Genomic DNA, 25,834 nt, shown 5'->3' on the forward strand with positions numbered 1-25,834 from the left:
TTCCCAATGCCAGCGCCTACTGCTGCGTTCCTGAATGGGGCGGAGATCCCTGTTGGCCTGGGGTGATGATGGTCCCAGGGGGATTGTCATGCCGAAGCTACTGTATGCGCGTCCGCCGCTGGACGCTGACGAGGAACGCAAGATCCGTAAGCTGGCTGGAGCGCGGCACGCCCCGGGCGACTGGATCGTGCGGGCGCAGATGATCGTATTGAGTTGGCAGGGGCTGCGGACCAGCGCGATCGCGGCCAAGCTGGGCTGCCACATGCAGACGGTGCGCGAGCGGCTCGACCGGTTCAACGTCGAGGGCTTGGCCGAGTTGGGTGACCGGCCCGGAGTGGGCCGCAAGCCGCGGATCACCGAGGTCGAACGCGGACAGGTCATCGCGCTGGCGCGTTCGACCCCGCCCGGCAAGCCGGTCCGCGATGCGACCGGGGACCTGGTGGCGGCCGATGAGACCGCCCCAGCCGAGTGGACACTGAACACGCTCACCGCAGCCGCCCGCGCGGCGGGTATCGACATCCACCGCTCTCAGGTGCGCCGGATCCTGGTCACCGAACATGTGCGCTGGCGGCACACCCGCTCGTGGACCACCTCCACCGATCCGGACTTCGTCCCAAAAGAGCCGAGGTCGTCGGCCTCTATACCCACCCGCCGCCAGGCACCACGGTGATCTGCGCCGACGAACTGGGGCCGGTGACCCCGCGCACCTTCCCACCCGCGCCCGCCTGGTCACCTGACGGGCACCGGATCAAAGACCGACTGGAGTACGCGCGCGGCGCCGACAAGGCGTGGGTGTACGGCGGCCTACGTATCCGCGACGGCACCGAACTCACCTTCTGCGCGCCCTCGCGCAACAGCGACGGCTGGATCCAGCTGCTGACGCAGATCGCCGCTGCCAACCGGCGCGGCCCGATCGTGGTCATCACCGATAATCTGTCCAGCCATTCCAACTGGAAGGTTCGTCAATGGCTGCTGCGTCACCCGCGGATCCGCCAGGTGTTCATCCCGATCAAGGCGTGCTGGCTGAACCTGGCCGAAGGCTGGTGGCGGCTGCTGCGCAAGGCCGCGTTCGCCGGGCAGACCTTTGCCGATGCCACCGAGATCGCCTACGCGGTCGCCATCGCCACCGCCCAACTCAACGCCTGTGCCCAGCCCTGGATCTGGGGGCGACCACCACCCCAGCCCCGCCTCCTCCGCCGCACGTTCGTCTACCGGCTATGAGGAGCGCATCATGAGTGCTACTGAACCTAAGTTTCTCGTGCATGATACCCCGGCGAAGGCGGCTAAGCAGAACTATATTGCGCGCGTTGATCTCGCACCCTTCGGGTTCCCTAGCCTGTTCGAGCAAATGTGGCTAGGCGATCTAGGTGGTGGAATGTATGAAGTCCGATGCATTCCCTTTCGAGTTTACGGGCTTGCCTTGGGGGACGTGGTTAATATATCTTCCGACGGGTCGTTGATTAGTTCACTAGTGCGCCCGTCGGGGCGAAAAGTCCTTCGCGTTCTACTAATCCCGTCGCTTGGAGCTGAGCGCCTCTCTATCGTTATAAATTCAATTAATATGAAGGCCAGCGAGGCTGACCTTCTGTTTGAGTGGAATGGAGATCGACATATAGCCATAGACGTTCCCCCAGATATTAATTTCGATGACCTGATTGGCCTTGTAAGCGGCTATGTCGAACGAGGAGAAGCTTTCTGGGAATGGGGAGATGTCGAACCATTCAGGGCATCGTGAGGGTCTAAGGATCTTGCGAAGATGCGGTGACTATTCAGGTCATCGCGTGAGTGCGGGCATCCAGGGATTGCCGAGCAGCGCGTCGTGCAGCGCGTGAGCGGCGCGGAGACCGTTCTTTCGGACGGTGGAGATGTAGCCGCGGATAGGCCAGGAAAGTCTGGGCGCCCTTGAGCGTGCGAAAACCACCGCTGACCTTGGTCTTCGTCTTGATCATACGGATGGCCTGCTCCGCGACGTTGTTGGAGTACGCCACAGTGAAGTCGGTGGCGAACCGCAGCACCTCACTCTTTCGGGTTCGCAGGCGTAGCGCCAGGTTACTGAGCCGATCATGTGCGCCCAGTAGAACTGGAGGTGAAGCCGTGACATAGCGGCTGATCTGCATGTTCGTAAGCTCGTCGTCGCTTGCCGGTGAAAGTCCGGTCCGGGTAGCTGCCAGGAGGCCCGGTAGCAGGCTGGCGGCTTCGTCTGGAAACGGGCGGGGTCGAAGCCCAGCGTCAAAAGCCCTTAAGGGGGAGCGACGATGCGGTCCGTAGCATGACGCGAAGCCTGCGGCGTCGTTACTCAGCCGTCTTCGGACGGGACAAGGGAGAGCCGAGCCCCTCGTGATCGGGGTGAAGGCCATGGAAGCGGCGAAGAGCCTGGAAATTGCAGCCGCGAAGAACTCCCCGGCGTATGGGGCGCGGAACGTATCGATAGTGACGGCGGGAACTGGGGAGGCCCTCCCCGGCCCGGTGACCTGCGGAAGGTGTTACCGGAGCGTGGCGTCCTATAACCGGTCAACGCCGGGAAGTGGATTGCTGGCCGGGTGGGCGTCGGAGGCGGCCGTAGTACTGCTTGAGCCGACCGGACAACATAACCGGCGGTGAGGGAAGGGCCGCTACTTCGTCGATGCATATTGAGGTGGAGGAGGGGCTCGGTGAGTGCCGTTTTGGCTATTCCCGCCGCCGTGGGGCCGCGTGTTCCGCGTGATCCGGTCCGCGCCTTGCAGCATGTGCTCTACCGGGCGGCCAAGGCCGATCCCGGACGTCGGTTCCACGCGCTCATGGACAAGGTCTATCGCAGAGACGTTCTGGAGCGCGGGTGGGTCATGGTGCGCAGCAACAACGGCGCACCGGGCATCGACGCGACCACGCTGGCCGACATCGAGGAGTACGGGATCGTCCGGCTTCTTGAGGAGTTGGCCGCGGAACTTCGGCAGGGCCGGTATCGGCCATTGCCCGCGCGCCGGGTGATGATCCCCAAGCCTGGGCTGAAGGACGAGTACCGGCCGTTGTCGATTCCCGCTGTTCGGGATCGGATCGTGCAGGCCGCTGTGAAGATCGTGTTCGAACCGGTCTTCGAGGCGGACATGGCTGATTGCTCATTCGGGTTTCGCCCGAAGCGCTCAGCACACGATGCTCTGCAAGTGCTCATTGAGGAGCAGGCGCGGGGCCGCCGGTGGGTGGTCGAGACGGACATCGCCAACTGCTTTTCGGCGATTCCGCACGATGAGTTGATGCGTGCGATCGAGGAACGCGTCTGCGATCAGTCGCTCCTGAAGCTCCTGCGGGTGATTCTGCGCGCCGGGGTGATGGAGGACGGACAGATCCGGCGAGAGGTCACCGGCACGCCACAAGGCGGCGTGGTTTCACCCGTCCTCTGTAACGTCTACCTGCACCGATTGGATCGGGCGTGGGACGAGGCGGACGGCGTGCCGGCCCGCTATGCCGACGACGCGATCGTGATGTGCTGGTCCCGCGGTCAAGCCGAGCGGGCCCTGGCCCGCCTGACGGAGCTGCTGGCGGCACTCGGTTTGGAGCCGAAGGCCGCCAAGACCCGCATCGTGCACCTGGAGGTCGGTGGGGAAGGCCTGGACTTCCTGGGCTTTCACCACCGGCTGGTGCGCTCACGCGGGTTCAACGGGAAACGGCCGTTCGTTTTCCTCGCTCGCTGGCCCTCAGACAGGGCGATGCAACACGCCCGCGACCGGATCCGTGACCTCACGGACGGCCGCAGGCTGCTGCTTCGCACCGAAGCGATCACCAAGGAGGTCAACCTGTTCCTGCGGGGATGGGCTGGCTATTTCCGGTACGGGCATTCTGCCCGGCGCTTTAGCAAGATCAGAGAGTTCGCCTGGATGCGCCTGGCGCTGTTCCTCAGCCGAAAACACCGGCGCAGCCGGAGCTACGGCCGGGGCGTGCTGAAACGCTCGCTCAGCGATCTCGGCTTGATCAGCCTGTATGGAATCGTCGTCGCGCCCAGGGCGGGCAAGCCCTGGCGGGAAAGGCCGAATGCCGGCGGTGAACGACGTCGGTGAGCCGTGTGCGGGAGAACCGCATGCACGGATCGAGGTGGCGGGGGTTGGAAACGGAGCGAAGAACCTGGTCACGGCCACTGGGGTGGCACACCCGTCCGGGAAACCGACGGAAGGAAGGCCCCAGGCCCTCCCGCCAGGAGAAGCCACCGCGCCAGCCCCCGACCCTACAAGTTTTGGGACTATCGGCGTTATGCGCCGATGTAGGTCAGGTGCGGGTCGGTGAAGAAGGCCCGGACGATGTCGGGGCGTTTCTGTAGCCGGTGCATGCCGCTGTGCATGGCCGCGGCCAGTTCGTGTTCATCGGCGACCGCCTCACGAGCCACCCGGGCCTTGATGTTTTGGTTGACCCACTCATCAGGGTTGAGATCGGGGGCGTAGGCGGGCAGGAAGAACAAGCGCAACCGGCCGCCGGTACGTGCGATGAAATCACGCACCGCGGCGGCGGTGTGGATCGAGGAGCCGTCGACGACCAGGAAGATCGGCCCGATGACGGTGCGCAGCAGCTGCGCGCAGAACCCGAGAAACGCCCAGCGGTCCATCGAGCCGTGCCACAGCCGGTAGCGCAGCGTGCCGTCCGCGGCGACCGCCGAGAACATCTTCACCGACCGGCGCTGCGCCCCGGCGCACACCACCGGGGTCTGTCCGATCAGTCCCCAGGTGGTCCCGGCGCGGTGATCGACGCGCATGCTCATCTCATCGGCGAACAACACCAGCGCCCCCCGTGCCCGGGCCAGGCGACAGATCTGCGGCAACAGCACCGTCGTCCACCGGGTGACGGCCGCCGGATCACGCCGCCATGCCCGATAGGCCGGGCGTTGCGGCGACAGGCCCAGCCCGCGCAGCAACCTCCCGGCCGCCGCCACCGACAAACCGATCCCGAACCAGGCCGCGATCACCAACGCCACCAGCGCCCGCGTCCACAATGCCACCGCCGTCCCCAGTACCTGACGGGGGGTGACATCACGCACCACCGCCTTGACGCTCTGCTCCTGCCCAGGCGTCAGCCGCCGCGGCCGACCCGGCGCCTTCTTGATCCGCAGCGCCTCGTCACCACCTGCCCGGGCCTGGCGTTTCCACCGAAACACCGACTCACGGCCCACCCCCAGCGCCTCGGCCACCCGATCCGGTGACATGCCCTCCTCCAGCAACCGGAGGGCGAAAACCTTCTCCTCGAACGTCGCTCTGCGACCTTTTCTCGCCATACCCCCAGCATGCGCCTGCCGGAACTCGATCTCCCACCGCTACCCAACACGTACCAAAACTTACGATCGGCTCAGTACGTGCAGGGCTCTGCTTGCCCGTTCCGCGTGGGGAATGCGCGGTCAACGCTCGTTCCACCAGGTCGTCGAAGCGCTGGGACAGGTCCTTCAGCTTGAAGTCCGGCAGGCGGTCATGCCCTTTGTCTCGCCAGGCGGCCACCCACCGGTATCCGTCACCGAGTAACAGCACCAGCGCCTCAGCCCAGCCATCGGCCCGCGCGCGAAGGTCGTACTCGCCGATCCCGGCGGCCTCCCGGACGATGTGCGCATTGCACAAGGCGTGCGTGCAGCCCTCGAATGCCTGGTAGGAGCGGTAGGCGTCGTGGACGGCCACGCCGGTGAAGCGGGGAAGGATCCCGAACGCGGTGATCGACTCGGTGCCGCGCCCGTGGGCGTCGATGTGGTAGGCGGTCAGCGCAGGTGTGGCGGCCACGTGCAGCCAGTGGTTCCTGCCGCCTACGCGGGTGACGCTCTCATCGAAGTGCGCGACGCTCGCAGCGGCGATCGCGTCACGGATCCGTGCGTTGACCGGCGCCAGGACCTGGGCCACCTTCGTGACCGTGTCGCTGATCCACCCGGTCGACACCTCGATCCCGGCCAGATCGGCGAGGACTTCGGCGACCCGCCCAACCGGGATGTGGTGCTGGGCGGACAGGTAGGCGGCCAGCGCGCTCACCCGTGGCCCGTACACCGCCGGGGCCGTGGCGAACGCCGGAGCCGCAGCACGGGTCACCGTCCCGCAACCGCCACAGGCCAGGGCGTGCAACTCATGCGCGGTGACCTCGGCCTTGACCTCGGGGATGTCGAAAACCTGCCGAATCACCGCAACGCCCGCCGGGGTTGCATCGGTCAGGTCCCCGCCACACCCGCCACACGCAGATGGAAGGTGCGGCACCGTCCATGTCGGGCAGTCCACCTGCATCAACGCCGTCCCCGACGTGCCGGGCTGCTTACCGGGGCGACGTCCGCTCCTACCCCGCATCGACTTGGGCGGTGGCTTGGCCAGGCCATCGGCCGACGGAGGTTGCGAGGAATTACGCGAGTTTCGCCCTACCTGCCGCCGCAGCTCGGCATTCTCAGCCCGCAACTCCGCGTTCTCCGCTTTGAGCTGGGCGTTTTCCGCCTCCAACTCGACGACCCGCGCTTCCAGCACATCCAGCCGGGCGGTCAGCGTCACGACCAAAGCGGCAAGCTCGCCGTATGACGGACGCTCGCCCTCAGCCGGAATCACCCGAAGATCATCCCATGAGTCCGATCATGCCCATGCCACGCCCAACCTCACGAGGAAAGGGCACCTGAACAGTCACACCAGAACCTCAAGGCTCGGGTGGCTCGTGAGGCGGTCGCCGATGAACACGAGTTGGCCGCGACCATGCACAGCGGCATGCACCGGCTGCAGAAACGTCCCGACATCGTCCGGTCCTTCTTCGCCGACCAGCACTTGGCCTACATCGGCCCGTAACGCGAATAGTCCCAAAAAATTATGATCGGCTCAGTACCGCCGACTGGCAGAGGTCCTCGAATCTTCGGACCGCCGCGGTGTCCGCGAAAGGCCGGAGCCGGGACCGGATGAGCTCTATGCGGTCGGTGACGCGGGCTGAGTTGACCTTGACCGCCAGGTTCAACGACTTCGAGGCGGCCTCGGTGGCCTGCTCGATCTCGCGGGCCTGGGCGTAGGCGTCGGCGAGCCAGCTCAGATAGAGCGAAAGCTCCCGCGCACGCGTGGCGTCGTAGGTGTCGATGCCCTGGATGAGCAACGGTTCAGCCCTGAGCGGGCGGCCGAGTTCGGTGAAGCAGCGGCCGGCCATCACGTCGACCTCGCCCCGGTCCAGCCAGTAGACCCACTTCGGGTCCTCATCGCCCTCTCGGTGCAGCCCGAACACCTGATCAACCTCACCGAGCGCCCGTTCGGTGATCGCTGAATCTCCCGCTTTGGCGTGTGCCCAGGCCACTCGTTCCAACAGCAGAGCGCGGGTGAGCGGGGTGCTTGATCGCTCGGCGCCCTTGACCGCCGTACGGGCCAGCACGGCCGCCTTCCTGGGGTCTCCCACGTTGGCCATCTGGTAACTCAACGAGGACAGCAGATTGGCCGCCGTCGGCTCATCCCCGGCGACATGCGCGGCTTGGATGCCTTTGACGTAGTAAGTCCGGGCTCGACCATACAGTCCCGCGTCGGAGGTCACCCATCCCGCGAGCTGACAGAGCTCTCCCACGGCTTTCAGGAGTCGGCGGCCCACGTCCTCACGGTAGGCGGCCTCCCTGGCGACCGTGGCGGTGGCTTCCAACTCCTGGGAGACGAGCGCGTGCAGGTCCGTGCTGCCCACGTAGTCATCGAGGTGCCGCAAATGGTCGACCCGGGTTTCGATCTTGTCGATCAGTGGGTGACCGATACGACGTCCCGCCCGGATCTCATGGAGCTGCGGCGGCTCCACGATCAGCCACTCGTGGGCGACGCGAAGCGCGGACTCCTCCGACATGGCTTCGCTCTCGGCGACCAGCCCGGCGGCCATCGCATCGTTGTTCTCTCGCGTCCAGCCGTCACTGAACAGCGTCAGGCGATCGCCGTTCATGCTCGGCGGAGTGACGCCCAGTCGCTTGGCGCGGGACAGCACGACCGCCTGGTCCAGTACGGCCAGCGGGAGGTCCAGCACGATGCTTAACCACGGCAGCCAGGCCAAGGGCAGCCGCTTGCCGCGTTCCCAGCGGGAGACCTCGTTGCGAGTGATCGTGGACTGTCCGGACGCTCGGGCGAGCCGGTCGGCGAGGCTCGCCTGAGTGAGGCCCTTGGCCTGCCGGGACTGCTTGATCAGTTCCTCGATCGTCAGACCCTCCACGCCCTGGCTCCTTTCGCTCACTGCCTGTAGGCCAGGAAGCGGCCCCCTCGCGACTGATCTGGCCTTCAAGGCGGCCCCTCGGCGCGGGCCCCCACGAGGCTCCTTTCATCGTCACTCACCTGCGCTTCTCTTGAAAGGAAATTACACAGAGTTACTCGATCTCACTGGGAGAAGATATGCCGGGCGACCCCCCACTGGTGATCACCATGGATCCCTGCCAGGCCACCGAGCCTCCGCTTCCGCAACACACATCGCGGGACGACGAATACGACCGGGTGCCGCGCGCGCTGGCGCTGCGGTTCACCGGCTGGCACCTCTGGTACGGCAAGGCCACCGGACACTGGTGGGCGCTCTCCCCCGTCTGGTGCAGGCAGCGCATCGGCCTGATCGAGGCCGACACCCCCGCCGAACTGGCCGCCCAGATGCAGCACATCGAGAACTTCCACCCCCACCTCGCCCCCGACCAGCCCAACCGCCCCCTCTCAACGAAAGAAGCCCCGCACCCCGGGGGCAGCACGGACGTCAAGGTCGCCGGGAATCCCGAGCACAACGGGATCGCGAGCACGGGAGGTGACCGAGATGGCAACGCGCCTGCTGTCCGCACTCGTCGGCGTACTCGCTGACCGCTTCCGTACACCAGTCGGCGGCGCCATGCGGTCACCGCACCTGGGCCGAATCCCCGGCTGGTCAGCGCCTCTGGGCCACACGCCCGTCATCTCCCAACGGTTCGCGGCCACCCCCGACCAGGTCAGACCCGCACGCGTCTTCGTCGCCGAACTCCTCGGCGACGACCACCCGCTCCGCGACGACGCCATACTCCTCACCAGCGAACTCGCCACCAACGCCGTCGAGTACTCCAGCGGACCGGTCGACCGGCCACGAGAGTTCGTCGTTACGGTGGCCTTCATCTCCCACGGCATACTGATCACCGTTCAGGACTCCGGCACATCGGAGATTCCCTGTACGAGAAAGCCCGGCCTGGACGCCACCGGTGGCCGAGGACTCATGCTCGTCAACGACCTCGCCACCCGCTGGGGATTCCACCGCGATTCCAGTGGAACCCTGATCTGGTTCGAGCTCGAACAGAACAGCCCGTCTGGAAGGTGTCACAGCCGACCCGGTCCGGAGAACGGGAGGGGATGATCGCGCTGCGCGAGGCGAAGTCCCGCTTGCCGCGGGTGAAGGCGTGGTTGATGAACCCGAACGCGGCGCCCATCACGGCACCCCACAGGGCTGCCCAGAGCACGAGCACGATGAACGACAGCGCGGTCGAGGTGAACAGTCCGAGGAACATCCCGACCATGGCGCCGAAGGCCGCGCCGCTGCCCGCTCCGGTGAGCGCGGCCCGGCCGTCGGTCACCCTGCCGGTGACGGTCTCCTCAAGTTTCAGGTCGCTGCCGACGATCGCCACGTTCTCGACGGGGAATCCGGCGTCGGAGAGACCGTCCACGGTTCGCTGTGCCGCGAGGTAGTTGTCGTAGCCTGCCAGCACCCTCCGGTCCACCACGACCTGTGTGTCCAGGCCGGTGGGCGTCTCGTTCATGGGTGCTCGCCTTTCGGGGGTGGGGGACGAGAGGGAGGCGCCGCGGGGACGGCGGCGCCTCATCCCGGCGGGTGAGTCACCAGCTCTGGTGGAGCGGCATGCCCTCGGTGTAGCCGGACGCGCTCTGCACACCGATCACCGCGCGCTCGTGGAACTCCTCCAGCGTGGAGGCGCCCGCGTAGGTGCACGAGGAGCGCAGACCGGCCACGATGGCGTCGATCTGGTCCTCGACGCTGGGCATGGCCGGGTCGAGGTACATCCTGGAGGTGGAGATGCCCTCCTCGAACAGTGCCTTGCGGGCCCTCTCGAAGGGGGAGTCCTCGGCGGTGCGCAGCATCACCGCGCGGGCCGAGGCCATTCCGAAGTTCTCCTTGTACTTGCGCCCGTCGGGGGCGGTACGGGTGTCGCCAGGCGATTCGTAGGTGCCGGCGAACCAGGAACCGATCATCACGTTGGCCGCTCCGGCGGCCAGGGCCAGGGCCACGTCACGGGGGTGGCGGACGCCGCCGTCGGCCCACACGTGGCGGCCCAGCCTGCGAGCCTCCGCGGAGCACTCCAGCACGGCGGAGAACTGCGGGCGGCCCACGCCGGTCATCATCCGGGTGGTGCACATGGCCCCGGGGCCGACGCCGACCTTCAGGATGTCGGCTCCCGCGTCGACCAGGTCGCGCACGCCCTCGGCGGTGACGACGTTGCCCGCCGCGACGGGTACACCGGGGTCGAGCCCGCGAACCGCCCGCAGGGCGCTGATCATCTTCTCCTGGTGGCCGTGGGCGGTGTCCACGACCAGGCAGTCCACCCCGGCGTCGAGGATCTCCTTGGCCTTGGCGGCCACGTCGCCGTTGACGCCGACGGCCGCGGCGACGCGGAGCCTGCCCGAGTCGTCGACCGCGGGCTGGTAGAGGGTGGAGCGCAGCGCGCCGGTCCTGGTCAGGATGCCGACCAGCCGGCCGTCGCCGTCCACGACGGGGGCGAGCCGGTGGCGGCCCTCGTGGAGGCGGTCGAAGACCTCGCGCGGGTCGAGCCCGGCGGGCAGGGTGAGCAGGTTGTCGGACATCACCTGGGAGAGCTGCGTGTACATGTCCACGCCGGAACAGTCGCCCTCGGTGACCACGCCGACCGGGCGGTTCTCCCAGTCGACGACGATGATGGCGCCGTGGGCCCGTTTGGGCAGCAGGTTGAGCGCCTCGCCGACGGTGTCGTGCGGGGTGAGCGTCAGCGGTGTGTCGTGGATCAGATCGCGCTTCTTGACCCAGTCGACGACATTGGCGACCACGTCGATCGGGATGTCCTGTGGGATCACGGTGATCCCGCCCCGGCGCGCGACGGTCTCGGCCATCCGCTTTCCCGCCACGGCCGTCATGTTGGCGACCACGATGGGGATGGTGGTTCCGGTGCCGTCCCGGCTGGAGAGGTCGACGGCGAGCCGTGAGCCGACGGAGGAGAGCGACGGCACCATGAACACGTCGCTGTAGGTCAGGTCGTAGGCCGGGACCGACTCGTTGAGAAATTTCACGTTATTCCACCTTATCCCGTGAATTGCCAGAGATGAGCGTTCCCCCTTTCCACGCTCTCCAAGAGGATCCAGCAGGTCGGAGCGGAGGCTAAGATCCGGTTTGCGTGAATAATGGGTGGCCATGAGGAGGCGTTGTGATCCTGGTTGATCGGCCCGAGATGCTCGTAGTAGGTCATGCGGTACGAACATCGAACGCCGACGAGATGGAGCCGGGTCGGGGCAGGCTCCGCGCGCAGTGGGCGAGGGCGGGGTCCCCCGGAGCCTTCGCGCACGTGCCGGGACGGATCGACGAGAACATCTACGCCGTGCTCACCGACTACGAGAGCGACCACCACGGCGCCTACACCCAGATCGTCGGGGTCACCGTGCGCAGTGCCGCGGCGCTGCCCGAGGGCATGGTGGCGGTGCGGGTGCCCGGGGTGCCCTCGCTGAAGCTGGAGGCCCGAGGGCCGATGCCGGACGCGCTGCTGGAGGAGTGGCAGCGGCTGTGGAAGCACACCGAGACGGGAGGCACCCCGCCGAGGGCCTTCACCACGGACGTGGAGGTGCACCACCCCGGGGGCGCCGACATCTACGCGGCGGTCATGTCCCCGATGCGCTGAGCGGCTCGGCGCGGCCCCTGTCGCGCCGGGCGATCCGGGGCGGGTTAGGTCGTCGTCGTTCGGCGGGCCGGGCCGCCGGGACTCGGCCCTCCTGCCTCCAGGTGTCCCTGAAGGCGTCGAGGACGTCGATCAGGCCAGCATGCCCGCTTCGCGCAGCCGCGCCGCGGCCTCGTCGGACAGGCCCCAGGAGGTCAGGTCCGCCAGCCGGGTGGCGGGGGAGAGGTCCTGTTCCCCCACGCCGAGCAGGCGTGGCGCGGGGGCGGGCTGCCGGACGCCGCCGACCTCGACGAACGTGCCCCTGGCCTTGTTGTGCGGATGCTCTGCGGCCTCGCCCACCTCCAGGACGGGGGAGACGCACGCGTCGGAGCCGTCGAAGATCGCCTCCCACTCGGCGCGGGTTCTGGATCGGAAGGCCTCGGCCAGCCGCTCGCGAAGCGCGGGCCACTGCTTCCTGTCATCGCGGTCGGGCAGGTCCTCAAGTCCCATCAGCGTGACCATCTCCGCCCAGAACTGCGGTTCCAGCGAGCCGACGGCCACATGTCCGCCGTCGGCGGTCTCGTAGGTGTCGTACATCGGCGCGCCGGTGTCGAGCAGGTTCGTGCCGCGCGGGCCCCAGAGGCCGGTCTGCGCGCCGTGGTGGAACATCGCGAACAATGTCGCCGCGCCGTCCACCATGGCGGCGTCGATCACCCGGCCCTCGCCGGTCCGCTCCCGCTCGATCAGCGCGAGCAGCACGCCGTACGCGAGCATGAGGCCGCCCCCGGCGAAGTCGCCGAGGATGTTGATCGGCGGGGTGGGGCGCTCGCCCTCGCGGCCCAGCATCGACAGCACGCCGGAGATGGCGATGTAGTCGATGTCGTGCCCGGCGGTCGGCGCGAGCGGGCCGTCCTGGCCCCAGCCGGTCATCCGCCCGTAGACCAGGCGCGGATTGATCGCGTGCAGGTCGGCGGGGCCGATGCCGAGGCGTTCGGCGACCCCCGGCCGGAAGACCTCGACGACCACGTCGGCGTGGCGGGCCAGCTCCTTGAACGCGGCCACCCCCTCGGGGGACTTCAGATCCAGGCCGATCGTCCGTTTGCCCCGGTCCATCACATCGACGCGTGGCGCGTCCCCCGCCTTGGCGACGACGCTCGCGCGATCGACGCGCAGTACCTCGGCTCCGTGGCCGGCCAGCATCATCCCGGCGAACGGCCCGGGGGCCAGCCCCGCCAGTTCGAGCACGCGAACTCCGGCCAGCGGCCCCTTTCTGGTCACGCGCTCCATAGATATTCTCCTCGGGTGCGGTATCGACTCTAGTCCGGTACGGCTCACACAAGCAATCGCTCGGTAGGACGCGACACCGTTCCCTTCGCCTGAATAGAACAACATTCGGCTTTCTGTGGCAAGACACATCGCGAGTAGCCGCGTGGCGCCCGCGCGCGTATGGGAAACTTGCGCCTTCGCCGAATGGGACCTAGGGGTTTTGCGATGACATATCCGCACAGTGAACGGGTGGTCGCTGGGCGCTATCGATTGCTGCGGGAACTCGGCAGGGGCGGCATGGGTGTTGTCTGGGAGGGCTACGACACCCTCCTCAACCGCTCGGTCGCCGTCAAGGAGGTGCTCCTGCCGCCCAACCTCTCCCCGGCAGAGCACCAGCTCCAGCTGACCCGCACCTCTCGTGAGGCCAGGACCGCCGCCCGGCTCAATCACCGGGGCATCGTGGCGATCTACGACGTGGCGGAGCAGGACGGCCGTCCCTGGATCATCATGGAGCTGGTCAGGGCCCGCGGGCTGGACGAGGTAGGTCTGCTGCCGGTACGCCCTGTCGCCGACATCGGCCGTCAGGTCCTCTCGGCCCTGCGCGCGGCCCACGAGGCCGGGATCCTGCACCGCGACGTCAAGCCCAGCAACATCCTGCTGGAGGCCGACGGCCGCGCCGTGCTCTCCGACTTCGGTATCGCCACCATCGAGGGCGACACCTCGCTGACCCAGACCGGCATGGTGACGGGCTCGCCGAGCTTCCTGCCGCCCGAGCGCGCCACCGGCACCGACGCGGGTCCCTGGTCCGACCTGTGGGCGCTCGGCGCCACCCTTTACGCGGCCCTGGTCGGGCACGGTCCCTTCGAGCGTCGAGACGCCATCGCCACCCTCGGCGCACTCCTCACCGAGGAGCCCGACTTCAGCAGGGTGCCCCTGGAGATGCGCGCGGTGCTCACCGGCATGCTCCAGCGCGAGCCCGCCCACCGGCTGACCGCCCAGCAGGCCGACGCCATGCTGGCGGAGGTCCTCGACGACCCGTCGGCCGCGGCCCGGCGCACCGGAGAGAGGGCGGTCCACCGTACGGCACGGACCGGCGAGAGGGCGGTCCACCGTACGGCACGGACCGGCGAGAACCCGCGCGGCGCCGGGGAGCGAAACGGGCGCGAGATCGGAACCTCGCCGATGCCCGGCCGCCGGCGAGGTGGAGGGCGGAGCGGCGGGGCGCGGAGCGGTGGCCGGATCCCGCTGGTCCTGGCGGCCGTCGTGCTCCTGGCCGCAGGTGGCGCCGTCGCGGCCGTGGCGATGTCACAGCCCGAGGCGCAGCCGGTGGCGCGCGCCGAACTCGCCTCCCCGGAGGCGAAGCCCGAAGCCACGGAGGAGACCAGGTCGCAGACGCCCACCCCGAGCCCCACTCCCACTCCCACTCCCACCACGGCCAGAACCGTGGCACCCGCCGGAGGGTTGAAGGTATGGCGGGCCCGCCCGCCGGAGAACTGGTCCATCAGCTATCCGGCCGGCTGGAACGGCGACTGGGCGGCCGAGACGGGCTACACCCAGTGGTTGCGCCGGGACGGGGCCGCCCACCTGTCAGTGGAGGTGCTGGAGGCGGACGCCGACGGTCTGGAGTCCCTCCAGGAGATCGTCAAGGAGAACGTGGCCCAGTGGAGCGAGATCCACTCCGAGGACACGGCGAAGATCCCCCTGGCCTACGGCGCCGGGCTCCAGTGGGAGTTCACCTGGAGTATGAAGGACAACGGCGGAGCCCCCTGGGCCACCGCCGGGGTGACCTACCACGAGGTGCGGCGTTTCATCGAGGTGGGCGACGCGGTCATGGTGCTCAGCTGGACCACCCACGACGGCGACTGGGGTGCCCAGCAGCCCCTCATGAACCGGGTGTTCGGCAGTTTCCACCCCCGCGGAGGCGAGTGAGATGACCTGGAAGGTGCTCGCGCCGTCGCCGCTCCCGGAAGGTGCGGTGCGTAACCTGCTCGGCTCGCTGGGCGACCGGATCGCGGTGTCGGTCCCCGCGGCCCGCGATCGGGAGTCGCTGCTCGCCGCGCTCGGCGAGGCCGCGATCGACGGCCGTCCGGTGACGAACGTGGTCAACGGGGTTGATCCGGTGGTCGGCCGTAGGTTCCTGGAAGGACGGCCGTAGAGTTTTCCAGTGTTTAACGCGCCCCGCCTGGCTCCCGAGACATCCGAGATATAACGTGCCTAGGGGCGATCTTTCCAACGATGGTGATGGGGGTGATTACCGTGCGACAGATGACAGAAATGTCGGCGCACCGGCAAGCGGTGGAGCAGATCAGGGATTCCTACGCCGCCATTCCCGGCGACGCGGTGCCCCGGCTCGCCAAGGCCACCACGAACCTGTTCCGGTTCAGAGAGGGCGCCCGGTCGGCGAAGCTTTCCGCCAGGGACCTGGACCAGGTCATCGCGGTCGATCCGGAGACGATGACCGCCGAGGTTCAGGGGATGACCACCTACGAGCACCTGGTGGACGCCACGCTCGCCCACGGGCTCATGCCGTACGTGGTGCCGCAGCTGAAGACGATCACGCTGGGCGGGGCGGTGACGGGGCTCGGCATCGAGTCCACCAGCTTCAGGGACGGGCTGCCGCACGAGTCGGTGGAGGAGTTGGAGATCCTCACCGGCGACGGAAGGATCGTCGTGGCCCGTGACGACAACGAGCATCGCGACCTGTTCCGGGCGTTCCCCAACTCCTACGGCACGCTTGGCTACGCCCTCCGGATCCGGATCAAGCTCAAGCCCGTCCAGCCGTACGTCAGGCTGACCCACATCCCGTTCGGCGACGCCGACAAGTGCATGCTCGCGATGCGCGAGATCTGTGAAAGCGGCGAGCACGAGGGCGAGCGCGTCGACTTCGTGGACGGCACGTTCTTTGGTCCAGGTGAGCTCTACATCACCGTGGGACGCTTCGCCGAGCGTGCCCCGTACCTGTCCGACTACACCGGGATGCGCATCTACTACCGGTCGATCCAGACCAGGACCCGCGACTGGCTGACCGTCCGCGACTACCTGTGGCGCTGGGACACCGACTGGTTCTGGTGCTCGCGCGCCTTCGGCGTGCAGACCGCGCTGGTGCGCTCCCTGATGCCGCGCAAGTGGATGCGCTCGGACGTCTACCGCAAGCTCGTGGGCCTCGACCGCAAGTACGGGGTGATCGCCAGGATCGACCGCTGGCGGGACCTGCCGGTGCAGGAGTCGGTCATCCAGGACATCGAGGTGCCCGTCGAGCGCGGTGCCGAGTTCCTGAGTTTCTTCCACGACAAGGTCGGGATGGCGCCGGTCTGGATGTGCCCGCTGAGGTCCGAGGGCGAGTGGCCGCTCTACCCGCTGGAGCCCGGCCGGCTGTACGTCAACTTCGGCTTCTGGGGGACGGTCCCGTTGCCCCGGGGGCAGTTCGACGGTTACCACAACCGTCTCATCGAGAACCGGGTCCACGAGCTGGACGGTCATAAATCGCTGTACTCCACCTCGTTCTACCCAGAGGATGAATTCTGGCGGTTTTATAACGGAACCGCCTATTGGCCGGTCAAGCGGGCATACGACGGGGGTGGCCGGTTGCTCGACCTCTACGACAAGTGTGTTCGGGGGCGTTAGGAGAGGCTGATTCTGTGTTGCTCGCAGAGATCTTCGAAAAGGTGATGGGCCCCGAGGCGGATGTGCGCTTCGTCGCCTACGACGGAAGTAAGGCCGGCCCGGCCAGCGCCGACATCAGCGTCGAGGTGAAGACCCCGGCGGCCGTCGCGTACCTGGCACAGGCCCCCGGGGAGCTGGGACTGGCCAGGGCGTACGTGTCCGGCCACCTCGACGTCCAGGGGGACATGTACACCCTGCTGTCCCGGATGTGGTCGCTCACGATCAACGACATCCCCGTCGGGCAGAAGCTCGCGGCCGTCCGAGCCCTCGGGGTCCGCCCACTGCTCACCCGGATGCCGCCGCCTCCGCAGGAGGTGCGGCGCAGCATGCTCGCCCGGATGGGCAGCAGGCACGCCAAGCAGCGCGACGCCGAGGCGATCCACCACCACTACGACGTCTCCAACAGGTTCTACTCGTGGGTGCTCGGCCCCTCCATGGCCTACACCTGTGCGGTCTTCCCCGAGCAGGAGTCCACCCTGGAGGAGGCACAACTCGCCAAGTTCGAGCTGGTCGCCCGGAAGCTGGGCCTGAAGCCGGGGATGAGGCTGCTGGACGTCGGCTGCGGCTGGGGCGGCATGGTCATCCACGCCGCCCGTGAGTACGGGGTGCAGGCGCTGGGCGTCACCCTCTCGCGCCAGCAGGCCGAGTGGGCGCAGAAGGCCATCGCGGAGGCCGGTCTCAGCGAGCTCGCCGAGGTCCGTCACATGGACTATCGCGACGTGCCGGAGACGGGCTTCGACGCCGTCAGCTCGATCGGCCTGACCGAGCACATCGGCAAGGGGCAACTGCCCTTCTACTTCCGTTCCCTGTACGACAAGCTCGTCCCCGGCGGGCGGCTGCTCAACCACTGCATCACCCGGCCGACGGGCACCGAGAAGACCCTCAACGCCGGCGGCTTCATCAACCGCTACGTCTTCCCCGACGGTGAGCTGGAGTCGGTCGGCTACCTGGCCCGCCAGATCGAGGACACCGGTTTCGAGATCCGGCACGAGGAGAACCTGCGCGAACACTACGCGCAGACCCTCCGCTACTGGTGCGCCAACCTCGACGAGCACTGGGACGAGGCGGTCGCCGAGGTAGGGGAGGGCACGGCGCGGGTCTGGCGTCTCTACATGGCGGCCTGCGTGGTCGGCTTCGAACGCAACAAGATCCAGCTTCACCAGATCCTCGGCGTGAAGCTGGACTCCGAGGGGGCGGCCCACGTACCGCTCCGCCCCTCACGCGACTGGCCCTGACCCTCTGCGGACGCGCTCACGCCGGGTGCGCCCGCGCGGAGGAAGCTCATAGGGGATGTTCCCGTACGAGATCCCGCGCGGACGCGCTCACGTGGGCGCGTTCACCTCGGTCCACCCGGTGTGGCCACCTCGTCGGGACCGGGTTCCGGCGACACACGAAGGCGCCGGAACCCGGTCCCGAGGCTTTCTCGGCCCGGCGGGTGCGAACCGCTCAGCGGAGCTCGCGCTTGAGGATCTTGCCCGTCGCGGTCATCGGCAGGGCGTCACGGAACTCGATGATCCGCGGGTACTTGTACGCCGCCATGTTCTCCTTACCCCAGGCGATGAGTTCGGCCTCGGTGATCGTCGCGCCGGGGATGCGGATGACGTACGCCTTGACCTCCTCGCCGTGCGAGTCGTGGGCGACGCCGACCACCGCCGCGAGGGAGACCTCCGGATGGGTGATCAGGACCTCTTCGAGCTCGCGCGGGTAGACGTTGAAGCCACCCCGGATGATCATGTCCTTGGCCCGGTCGACGATGGCGTAGTAGCCGTCCGCGTCGCGGGTGGCGATGTCACCGGTGCGGAACCAGCCGTCCCTCATGACCTCGGCGGTCGCCTCGGGCCGGTTGTAGTAGCCCTTCATCACGTTGTGGCCGCGGATCGCGATCTCGCCGGGACCCTCGCCCTCGACGGTCTTCCAGTCGCCGTCGACCAGCTTCATCTCCACACCCCAGATCGGCGTGCCGATCATGCCGGGCTTGGCGGGCCTGCCCGGATGGTTGAAGCTGGCCACCGGGGAGGTCTCCGACAGGCCGTACCCCTCCAGGATCCCGATCCCGAAGGTCTTCTCGAAGTCCCTGAGCACCTCGACGGGTGAGGAGGCGCCGCCGGCCACCGCGACCTTGAGCGAGGTGGGCACCTCGTCGCCCTCACTGTGGATCTTTGTCAGCATGGCCCAGTACATGGTCGGCACGCCCGCGAACAGCGTGACGTTCTCGGTGCGCATCAGCGCGAGGGCCGGCCCCGGCTCGAAGCGCGGCATGAGCACGATGGTCGCCTGGCGCCGGAACCCGGCGTTCATGATGACTGTCTGCCCGAAGGAGTGGAAGAGCGGCAGCACCGCCAGGTAGGCGTCGCCGCCCTCGGCGCGGGGGAACATCTCATCCGAGACCATGGCGTTGAGCAGCATGTTCTGATGACTGAGCTCGGCGCCCTTGGGCTGGCCGGTGGTGCCGCTGGTGTAGAGGATCACGGCCGTGTCGTCGGGCGCGGTCTGCACGGTCTCGAACTCGCCGGACACGCCGTCGAGCGCAGCCCAGAAGGTCTCCCCGTACTCGGACTCGGTGGCGAACGCGGCGGCGGGCAGCACGAAGAAGTGCTCCGCCGACGATCCCTCGAAGCCCGCCTTGCCCCGCTCGCCGAGCGGCAGTTCTGGGGTGCCCTCGAAGCAGAACAGCACCTTGGCCTCGGAGTCGTCCAGGTGGTAGGCGATCTCCCTGGACTGCAGCAGCACGTTGAGCGGCACGACCGTGGCGCCGGTCTTGAGGATGCCGTAGTAGACGAAGGGGAAGTAGGGCAGGTTGGGGCAGGCCAGCGCGACCTTGTCCCCCTTCCCGATCCCCCTGGAGACCAGTAGGTTGGCAACCTGGTTCGCGATGGTGTTGACCAGGGAGTACGGCAGCCGCAGGTCACCGAAGACCAGTGCGGTGCGCTCGGGGTTCTCCCGGGCGCTGTCCTCCAGTGCGACCGACAGGTTGAGCATCGTGGGTCCTCCTCCGAGCGAGCTCTGACTCGCCCATACTCGCAGTCATCGAATACCTACTGGTAGGTAACTTTGGTTACAAATTGACGAGCAAACCGCGGGGGAGTAAGTAGATAAGAGCCCGCTTACGGGGAGGCGAGCTGACCGTCTGTGCGAGGAGGGGTCAGTGAGCGTGGAGTACGACTACGTCATCGTGGGCGCGGGGTCGGCGGGATGCGTGCTGGCCAACCGACTCTCCGCGGATCCGGGTACGAGGGTCGTCCTCATCGAGGCGGGCGGTTCCGACAGGAGGCTTGACGTCCGGATGCCGGCCGGCTTCGCCAAGCTGTTCAAGACCGAACACGACTGGAACTTCACCACCGCCAAGCAGTCCGAGCTGTCCGGCAGGGAGCTCTACTGGCCACGCGGCCGGATGCTCGGTGGATCCTCCTCGATGAACGCTCAGATGTGGGTGCGCGGGCACCGTGCGGACTACGACGGCTGGGACGTGCCAGGCTGGTCCTACGACGAGGTCCTGCCCTACTTCCACCGGATCGAGCGCCGTGCCGGCTCCAACCGGGGCGGTGTGTACGGCACGGAAGGCCCGACCCACATCTCGGAGCTGCGCTCCCCGAACCGGGCCACCGCACTCTTCCTTCGGGCCTGCGAGGAGCTGGGCATCGCCCGCCTGGAGGAGCTCAACGGCCCATCCAACGAGGGGTGCTCGCCGACGCCCGTCACCCAGCACAGGGGGCGCCGCTGGAGTTCCGCCGACGCCTATCTCGGACCCGCGGCCAAGCGGCCCAACCTCACGGTGCTGACCTCCTCACACGTGAGCCGGGTGCTGATCGAGGGCGGGCGCGCGACCGGCGTGCGGTATCACGGTGGCGACGACGACAGCGGTACGGTGGTGCGGGCGCGCAGGGAGGTCGTGCTGTCGGCCGGTGCGATCGGCTCCCCGCACCTGCTGATGCTGTCGGGCCTCGGCCCGGCCGACGAGCTGCGGGCCGCCGGCGTCGAGCCGGTCCACGAGTTGCCCGGGGTGGGCGCCAACCTCCAGGACCACCTCGCCTCGGGCGTCGTCCTGCACTGCCCCGAGCCGATCACGCTCGCCGGAGCCGAGTCGGCGGGCAACCTGCTCCGCTTCCTGGTCGGCCGCCGGGGCATGCTCACCTCCAACGTCGGCGAGGCCGTGGCGTTCATCCGCACCTCTCCCGAGGAGCACGCCCCCGACATCGAGCTGATCTTCGCTCCAGGCCCCTTCGTCAACCACGGCCTCACCCCGCCGTCCGGCCACGGCCTGACCATCGCCTCGATCCTGCTCCAACCCGAGAGTCGGGGCCGCGTCCTGCTGGACGGCCGCGACGTCGTGATCGATCCCGGCTACCTGACGGCGGAGGCCGACGTCCGGCGGCAGGTCGCCGGGCTGCGGAAGGCCGGGGAGCTGTTCGCCACCGAGGCGCTACGACCGCTCGCGGGGCCTCCGATGGACCCGTACTGGGGGGCGAGGACCACCGAGGAGCTTGTCCGCTGGATCCGCGAGCGCAGCGAGACCCTCTACCACCCGGTCGGCACCTGCCGGATGGGTGACGATCCCGAGTCGGTGGTGGACCCCGCCCTGAGGGTCCGCGGGGTCGCGGGTCTGCGGGTGGTCGACGCCTCCGTCATGCCGGTCATCAACCGGGGGCACACCCATGCGCCCACCGTCATGATCGCCGAGAAGGCCGCCGACCTCATCGCCACAGACAGCTGAGGCGCCCTCTTCGCCCCGAGCGCCGGCGTAAGGCGGTCGCGATGGCGGTGCCCCCGACGGGCGCGATGCCGCCGAGCAGTCCGCGACCGGCCGGGAGGTTCCGATCCTCTACCTGCACGGGGTCCGTGACGGCGGCCTGGGGGTGGACCAGATCGACCGGGCCGCGGCCTTCCTTCCGCCGGGCTCCAGGGGGGAGCATGTTCTCCAGGCAGGGCACTTCCTGCACCTGGAACGACCTCGGGAAGTCAACGACCTCGTTCTCGACTGGTTGAGCTGAGGATCCTGTGGCAGGATCGGTAAACCGAATGTGGTTCTAGTGGAGGCTGGCGTGACGGTTTCACTCGCGGACATCGACCTGTCGGACATCACTTTCTGGGAGCGTCCGATGGCCGAACGGGAGGCCGCCTTCGCGGTACTCCGCGCGCAGCCGGGCCCGATCCTGTTCGCCGAACCCGAGATCCCCTTCGCGCCGGTCGGTCCCGGCTACTACGCCCTGGTAAGGCACGCGGACATCGTCGAGGCCAGCCGTAACCCCGAGATCTTCTCCTCGGGCCGGGGGGCGACGTCCATCCAGGACCTCGGCCCCGACTTCAGCGAGTACTTCGGCTCGATGATCAGCATGGACGATCCCCGGCACGCGAGGCTTCGCCGGATCGTCTCCCGGGCGTTCACGCCAAAGATGATCAAGAAGTTTGAGGCCGACGTCGAGGCGACCGCCGTGCGGATCGTGGACGAGCTGATCGCCAGGGGCCCCGGCTGTGACTTCGTGACCGAGGTGGCCGCCAAGCTGCCCCTGAAGATCATCTGTGACATGATGGGTATCGGCCCCGAGCACTACCAGACGGTCTTCGACGCCACGAGCATCATCCTGTCGGGCGGCGACCCCGAGTTCATCGCCGACGTCAGCCGCGCGGCCGAGTTGCTCCTCGGAGCGGGGCAGCGGCTCCAGGACCTCGTCGTCTCCCTGGCCGCCGAGGGCGGAGACAACCTCACCACCTCCCTGACCAGTGCCAACATCGACGGTGAGAAGCTGACGATGCAGGAGCTCGGTTCGTTCTTCATTCTGCTGGTGGTGGCGGGCAACGAGACCACCCGCAACGCCATCTCGCACGGCCTGCACCTGTTCACCGAGAACCCCGACCAGCGGGCACTGCTGCTCGGGGACCTCGACGGGCGCCTGCCCGGCGCGGTCGAGGAGATCGTCCGCCTCGCCTCGCCCGTCGCCTGGATGCGCCGCAGCCTCACCCGCGACCACGAGATGAACGGTCACCTCTACCGAGAGGGCGAGAAGGTCCTGCTCTACTACTGGGCGGCCAACCGTGACGAGAGCGTTTTCACCGACCCGCACCGCTTCGACATCCTGCGCACCGAGGGCCCGCACGTCGGCTTCGGCGGCCCCGGGCCGCACTTCTGCCTCGGCGCCCACCTGGCCCGCCGCGAGATCACCGTGATGTTCCGCGAGCTGTTCACCCGCCTGCCCGCGATCCGCTCGGTCGGCGAGCCCGACCGCCTGCGATCCAGCTTCATCAACGGCATCAAGCACCTCGACTGCGACTTCTGAGGTCCTGCCACATCCTGCCGGTGGTGACGGGCGACGAGAGCACCGGCAGGGCGGCGGGCGACGAGAGCGCCGGCAGGGCGGCGGGCCCAGCGACTCCAGCCCGGTCAGAACACGGGATGCGCCCCCTGAGTGGTTCGAGCGGACTGAGCGGGCGAGGTCACCGCCCCGCCACGCGGATCGACTTGAAGACCGTGTTGATGTCGGGGAGCATTTCCTTCTTGCTGTCCGGCACCGACATGTAGACGATCGCCGGCAGGTCGGCGCCGGTGCTCACGGCCGCCACGACCATGATCGTCTTCGAATCGCCCGAGGTGATCTCGTACGCGGCGAGTTGGCCCGGCAGGCCGTTCACGGACAGGGTCTGCTGGGCGGTCTTGCGGGCGGTGTTGTCCTCGGGGAAGAACCTCTTGCGGCCGGTGGAGGCCACCGCGTTGATCACCGGGGCGAGGTTCTCCGGAGAGGTGTACCTGCTCTTCAAGCGAGGCGAGAGCGGGCCCGACATCAATTGCGCGTACTGGGCCTTGCCCGTGGAGTCCGTACCGGCCGGGAGATACTGGCGGGTCGTGAAGCCGTAAGTGGTGGGCACGCTGGGGCGCTGGTCCTGCCGCCACGGGGCACCGAGCTGGGCCAGGGTGATTCCCGCCGACTGGTCGGTGAGCGTACCGGCCACCGGCGAGGGATCGCCGGTGAATCGCGGCAGGCGACCGATGGCGGCGGGCTTGGAGGTCTTTTTGGGAGCCGTCGTCGCAGGCTTGGGCTCGGCGATCTCCTCCTCGGAGGAGGCCAGCGGCCCGGCCAGGAAAGCCCAGAGCACCACGCCGACCAGCGCGATGATCACGGATCCGGCCAGCGCGAAGATCCAGACCGGCCGGCCCCGCTCCTCAAGCTCGTCCTCGATGTCCCGGTAGTTGTCGCCGAAGACCGTGTTCCACAGCTCCTGCTGGCGCTCAGGCGGAGGTGTCTTCGGGCCGCTGATCTGGCCGGCGGTGACGAACGGTCTGTTCGGATCGGAGGGGTCGCGGCTCAGGTGATGGCCGGGTTGCCCCGGATGCTGGGGCTGTCCCGGCTGGGTCTGTGGCGCTTGAGGGCCGGCTCCGGGGTGAACGGAGGTTCCTTGGGGTGAGGGGGCCTGGGAGGCCGCCGCCGCGTTCGCCGCGGCCATGGCCCACATGGCGGGGTTGTCCGGCACGCCGTAGCTGCGCCGCGCGTTTCCGGCACCGGTTCTGTCGCCTCCCTCAGGGGAGGTGCCAGGGGCGCCGGGAGCCGCGCCCGAGGAGGCGTCGCCGAAGTGAGCGGCCGAGCCCTCGGAGGGAGGGGCGACCCAGGAGAACGTCGACGTCTGTGCCTCGGCGGAACCCGGGTTTCCCATGGGGGACGTGGGTGGCCAGGTGGCGCCGGCCGCCGGAGGGGTGGGCGGCCAGGCGGCGTTCTCCGCCGGAGGGGTGGGCGGCCACACGCTGTTCTCAGCCGTCTGAGCCGGAGGGCGGCCGGAGGCGTCGCGCGGGGGTGCGGCTTGCCATGCCTCGCCCGTCGTACCGGGAACCCGCTGCCCCTGCCCATCCCCCTGCGGGCCTGACGCGTGTGTCCGGCCGTCGTTCTGTGGGGTGGCAGCCTGTGCCCAGCCGTCGTGCGAGGGTGCGGTGGCCTGTGCCCAGCCGCTGCCGCCGGAGGAGGTCTGGCCGCGGGGGTCCGCCTGGGGGGTGGAGGTGGGCTGCGGCCACCCGTTGCCCGGAGAGGAGGGATTGTGGTCGCCGGCGCCGCCCTGCGGGCCCGATGTCTGCGACCAGCCGCCACCCTGCGACGGCGTGGGCTGCGGCCACCCGTTGCCGGGGGAGGTCTGGTGCCGGTCATCGCCGCCCTGCGGGGTGGACGCCTGTGCCCAGTTGTCGTTCCGGGGGCTGAAAGCCTGTGCCCAGGTGTCGTTCTGTGGAGTCGAGGCTTGTGCCCAGGTGTCGTTCTGCGGGCCGGTGGCCTGTGCCCAGCCGTTGTTCTGCGGATCGGAGGCCTGTGCCCAGCCGTCGTGCGTGGGTGTGCCGGCCTGTGCCCAGGTGTTGTTCTGCGGATCGGAGGCTTGCGCCCAGCCGTCGTGCGTGGGTGTGCCGGCCTGTGCCCAGGTGTTGTTCTGCGGATCGGAGGCTTGCGCCCAGCCGTCGTGCGTGGGTGTGCCGGCCTGTGCCCAGGTGTTGTTCTGCGGGCCGGTGGCCTGTGCCCAGCCGTCGTTCTGCGGGCCGGTGGCCTGTGCCCAGCCGTTGTTCTGCGGATCGGAGGCTTGCGCCCAGCCGTCGTGCGTGGGTGTGCCGGCCTGTGCCCAGGTGTTGTTCTGCGGGCCGGTGGCCTGTGCCCAGCCGTCGTTCTGGGAGGCCGAGGCCTGTGCCCAGCCGCTGTTCTGCGGATCGGAGGCCTGTGCCCAGCCGTTGCCGCCGGGGGAGGTCTGGCCGGGAGAACCGGTCTGCGGGTCGGAGTCCCGCTGCCCCCCGACGCCTGGCGAGGTCTGCCAGGAGCCGTTGCCGCCCTGTGGCTCCTCCTGTGGGTGGGGGAGCCTGGGGCCGGTGCCGAGGGGATCGTTCGTCCACGGCGGTGGCGGTTCGGCAGCCTCCGGCCATGCCGGAGGCAGGTGGGACTGGCTGGACTGCTCCGAGGCCATGCTTTCCTTACCTCCCGCGCGGGTGCCCGAATTGGGCGTATTGGGCATGATCTCACGTGAGACGGGGGGGCTCGCAGGGAAACTGGAGAACGCCCCTCTGAACTGGAGTCCGGTTGGGTCGGTCGGTGGGTCCTGCATGGGCAGGCCGACCTCCAACGGATCCGGGCCCCGCCCCGGCTCTACTGAATGTGCCACGGTGAAAAGAGTAAACGCGAAGGACGTACGAGG

The 25,834-nt window shown here is 68.3% G+C and carries 23 protein-coding genes and 1 pseudogene; 15 read left to right on the plus strand and 9 right to left on the minus strand.

From position 1 onward, the window contains the following. Positions 1-88: 88 nt before the first annotated feature. The 3 genes from OIE13_RS04370 to OIE13_RS04380 are packed head-to-tail and all read left to right on the plus strand — an operon-like array spanning position 89 to position 1,735. A complete protein-coding gene (locus tag OIE13_RS04370) occupies positions 89-670 on the plus strand; it encodes a helix-turn-helix domain-containing protein (protein WP_326829567.1) in 582 nt (193 codons plus the stop codon). After that, positions 667-1,221 (plus strand): transposase, encoded by a 555-nt coding sequence (locus tag OIE13_RS04375; protein WP_326829568.1) that lies wholly within the window; start codon positions 667-669, stop codon positions 1,219-1,221. Before OIE13_RS04370 ends, OIE13_RS04375 begins: the two co-directional genes overlap by 4 nt. 10 nt (positions 1,222-1,231) lie before the next feature. Continuing rightward, positions 1,232-1,735, plus strand: a complete 504-nt coding sequence (locus OIE13_RS04380) for a DUF4265 domain-containing protein (RefSeq protein ID WP_326829569.1) — start codon at positions 1,232-1,234, stop codon at positions 1,733-1,735. Between the two features lie 34 nt (positions 1,736-1,769). On the opposite strand, the gene OIE13_RS04385 is transcribed toward OIE13_RS04380, so the two are convergent. Further along, positions 1,770-2,117, minus strand: coding sequence for an IS66 family transposase (locus OIE13_RS04385; protein WP_326829570.1), 348 nt, complete (start codon positions 2,115-2,117; stop codon positions 1,770-1,772). 534 nt (positions 2,118-2,651) lie between these two features. On the opposite strand from OIE13_RS04385, the gene ltrA reads away from it, so the two are divergent. Further along, positions 2,652-4,031: a group II intron reverse transcriptase/maturase gene (gene ltrA / locus OIE13_RS04390; RefSeq protein ID WP_326829502.1), complete on the plus strand. Its 1,380-nt coding sequence runs from the start codon at positions 2,652-2,654 to the stop codon at positions 4,029-4,031. Positions 4,032-4,219: 188 nt separating this feature from the next. On the opposite strand, the gene OIE13_RS04395 is transcribed toward ltrA, so the two are convergent. After that, a complete protein-coding gene (locus OIE13_RS04395; protein ID WP_326829571.1) occupies positions 4,220-5,164 on the minus strand; it encodes an IS630 family transposase in 945 nt (314 codons plus the stop codon). Continuing rightward, a complete protein-coding gene (gene tnpC, locus OIE13_RS04400; RefSeq protein WP_326829572.1) occupies positions 5,121-6,521 on the minus strand; it encodes an IS66 family transposase in 1,401 nt (466 codons plus the stop codon). The genes OIE13_RS04395 and tnpC overlap by 44 nt, the downstream gene beginning before the upstream one ends. Before the next feature lie 96 nt (positions 6,522-6,617). Here tnpC and OIE13_RS04405 point away from each other — a divergent pair, with 96 nt between their 5' ends. Then, positions 6,618-6,752, plus strand: coding sequence for a hypothetical protein (locus tag OIE13_RS04405; protein ID WP_326642634.1), 135 nt, complete (start codon positions 6,618-6,620; stop codon positions 6,750-6,752). Between the two features lie 19 nt (positions 6,753-6,771). On the opposite strand, the gene OIE13_RS04410 is transcribed toward OIE13_RS04405, so the two are convergent. Continuing rightward, a complete protein-coding gene (locus tag OIE13_RS04410; RefSeq protein ID WP_326829573.1) occupies positions 6,772-8,124 on the minus strand; it encodes a helix-turn-helix transcriptional regulator in 1,353 nt (450 codons plus the stop codon). A gap of 176 nt (positions 8,125-8,300) precedes the next feature. On the opposite strand from OIE13_RS04410, the gene OIE13_RS04415 reads away from it, so the two are divergent. Both OIE13_RS04415 and OIE13_RS04420 read left to right on the plus strand, forming a co-directional pair. Then, the gene (locus tag OIE13_RS04415) at positions 8,301-8,747 is read left to right on the plus strand and encodes a hypothetical protein (protein WP_326829574.1); all 447 of its coding nucleotides are present in this window, start codon (positions 8,301-8,303) and stop codon (positions 8,745-8,747) included. A gap of 28 nt (positions 8,748-8,775) precedes the next feature. Then, on the plus strand, positions 8,776-9,267 hold the full coding sequence (locus OIE13_RS04420; RefSeq protein WP_326830262.1) for an ATP-binding protein: 492 nt from the start codon (positions 8,776-8,778) through the stop codon (positions 9,265-9,267). Positions 9,268-9,403: 136 nt separating this feature from the next. Here the strand turns inward: OIE13_RS04420 and OIE13_RS04425 are convergent. Further along, positions 9,404-9,730 (minus strand): annotated as a pseudogene (locus OIE13_RS04425) (general stress protein); the annotation flags it as partial. Positions 9,731-9,743: 13 nt separating this feature from the next. Beyond that, on the minus strand, positions 9,744-11,183 hold the full coding sequence (locus tag OIE13_RS04430) for a GuaB1 family IMP dehydrogenase-related protein (RefSeq protein ID WP_326642628.1): 1,440 nt from the start codon (positions 11,181-11,183) through the stop codon (positions 9,744-9,746). A 134-nt stretch (positions 11,184-11,317) separates the two neighbouring features. Here OIE13_RS04430 and OIE13_RS04435 point away from each other — a divergent pair, with 134 nt between their 5' ends. Then, positions 11,318-11,785, plus strand: coding sequence for a GyrI-like domain-containing protein (locus tag OIE13_RS04435; protein ID WP_326642626.1), 468 nt, complete (start codon positions 11,318-11,320; stop codon positions 11,783-11,785). 129 nt (positions 11,786-11,914) lie between these two features. Here OIE13_RS04435 and OIE13_RS04440 read toward each other — a convergent pair whose 3' ends face one another. Next, positions 11,915-13,048 (minus strand): CaiB/BaiF CoA transferase family protein, encoded by a 1,134-nt coding sequence (locus tag OIE13_RS04440; RefSeq protein WP_326829575.1) that lies wholly within the window; start codon positions 13,046-13,048, stop codon positions 11,915-11,917. A gap of 228 nt (positions 13,049-13,276) precedes the next feature. Here OIE13_RS04440 and OIE13_RS04445 point away from each other — a divergent pair, with 228 nt between their 5' ends. From OIE13_RS04445 to OIE13_RS04460, 4 genes are all read left to right on the plus strand, one after another. Beyond that, positions 13,277-14,956: a serine/threonine-protein kinase gene (locus OIE13_RS04445; RefSeq protein WP_326829576.1), complete on the plus strand. Its 1,680-nt coding sequence runs from the start codon at positions 13,277-13,279 to the stop codon at positions 14,954-14,956. A 1-nt stretch (position 14,957) separates the two neighbouring features. Beyond that, positions 14,958-15,182: a hypothetical protein gene (locus OIE13_RS04450; protein ID WP_326642621.1), complete on the plus strand. Its 225-nt coding sequence runs from the start codon at positions 14,958-14,960 to the stop codon at positions 15,180-15,182. A 110-nt stretch (positions 15,183-15,292) separates the two neighbouring features. Then, a complete protein-coding gene (locus tag OIE13_RS04455) occupies positions 15,293-16,651 on the plus strand; it encodes an FAD-binding oxidoreductase (RefSeq protein ID WP_326642620.1) in 1,359 nt (452 codons plus the stop codon). Positions 16,652-16,665: 14 nt separating this feature from the next. Then, positions 16,666-17,925, plus strand: coding sequence for a cyclopropane-fatty-acyl-phospholipid synthase family protein (locus OIE13_RS04460; protein WP_326642618.1), 1,260 nt, complete (start codon positions 16,666-16,668; stop codon positions 17,923-17,925). A gap of 211 nt (positions 17,926-18,136) precedes the next feature. Here OIE13_RS04460 and OIE13_RS04465 read toward each other — a convergent pair whose 3' ends face one another. Continuing rightward, entirely contained in the window at positions 18,137-19,669 is a 1,533-nt protein-coding gene (locus tag OIE13_RS04465) for a long-chain-fatty-acid--CoA ligase (protein ID WP_326642616.1), read from the minus strand. Positions 19,670-19,835: 166 nt separating this feature from the next. On the opposite strand from OIE13_RS04465, the gene OIE13_RS04470 reads away from it, so the two are divergent. The 3 genes from OIE13_RS04470 to OIE13_RS04480 all read left to right on the plus strand — a co-directional run bounded on the left by OIE13_RS04470 (position 19,836) and on the right by OIE13_RS04480 (position 22,962). Further along, positions 19,836-21,401, plus strand: coding sequence for a GMC family oxidoreductase (locus tag OIE13_RS04470; RefSeq protein WP_326829577.1), 1,566 nt, complete (start codon positions 19,836-19,838; stop codon positions 21,399-21,401). Positions 21,402-21,543: 142 nt separating this feature from the next. Then, positions 21,544-21,678: an alpha/beta fold hydrolase gene (locus OIE13_RS04475; protein WP_326642612.1), complete on the plus strand. Its 135-nt coding sequence runs from the start codon at positions 21,544-21,546 to the stop codon at positions 21,676-21,678. Positions 21,679-21,729: 51 nt separating this feature from the next. Beyond that, on the plus strand, positions 21,730-22,962 hold the full coding sequence (locus tag OIE13_RS04480) for a cytochrome P450 (RefSeq protein WP_326642610.1): 1,233 nt from the start codon (positions 21,730-21,732) through the stop codon (positions 22,960-22,962). A gap of 157 nt (positions 22,963-23,119) precedes the next feature. On the opposite strand, the gene OIE13_RS04485 is transcribed toward OIE13_RS04480, so the two are convergent. Continuing rightward, positions 23,120-25,606 (minus strand): hypothetical protein, encoded by a 2,487-nt coding sequence (locus OIE13_RS04485; protein ID WP_326829578.1) that lies wholly within the window; start codon positions 25,604-25,606, stop codon positions 23,120-23,122. Positions 25,607-25,834 lie beyond the last annotated feature (228 nt).

Source organism: Streptosporangium sp. NBC_01810 (assembly GCF_035917355.1).
Lineage (GTDB): Bacteria > Actinomycetota > Actinomycetes > Streptosporangiales > Streptosporangiaceae > Streptosporangium.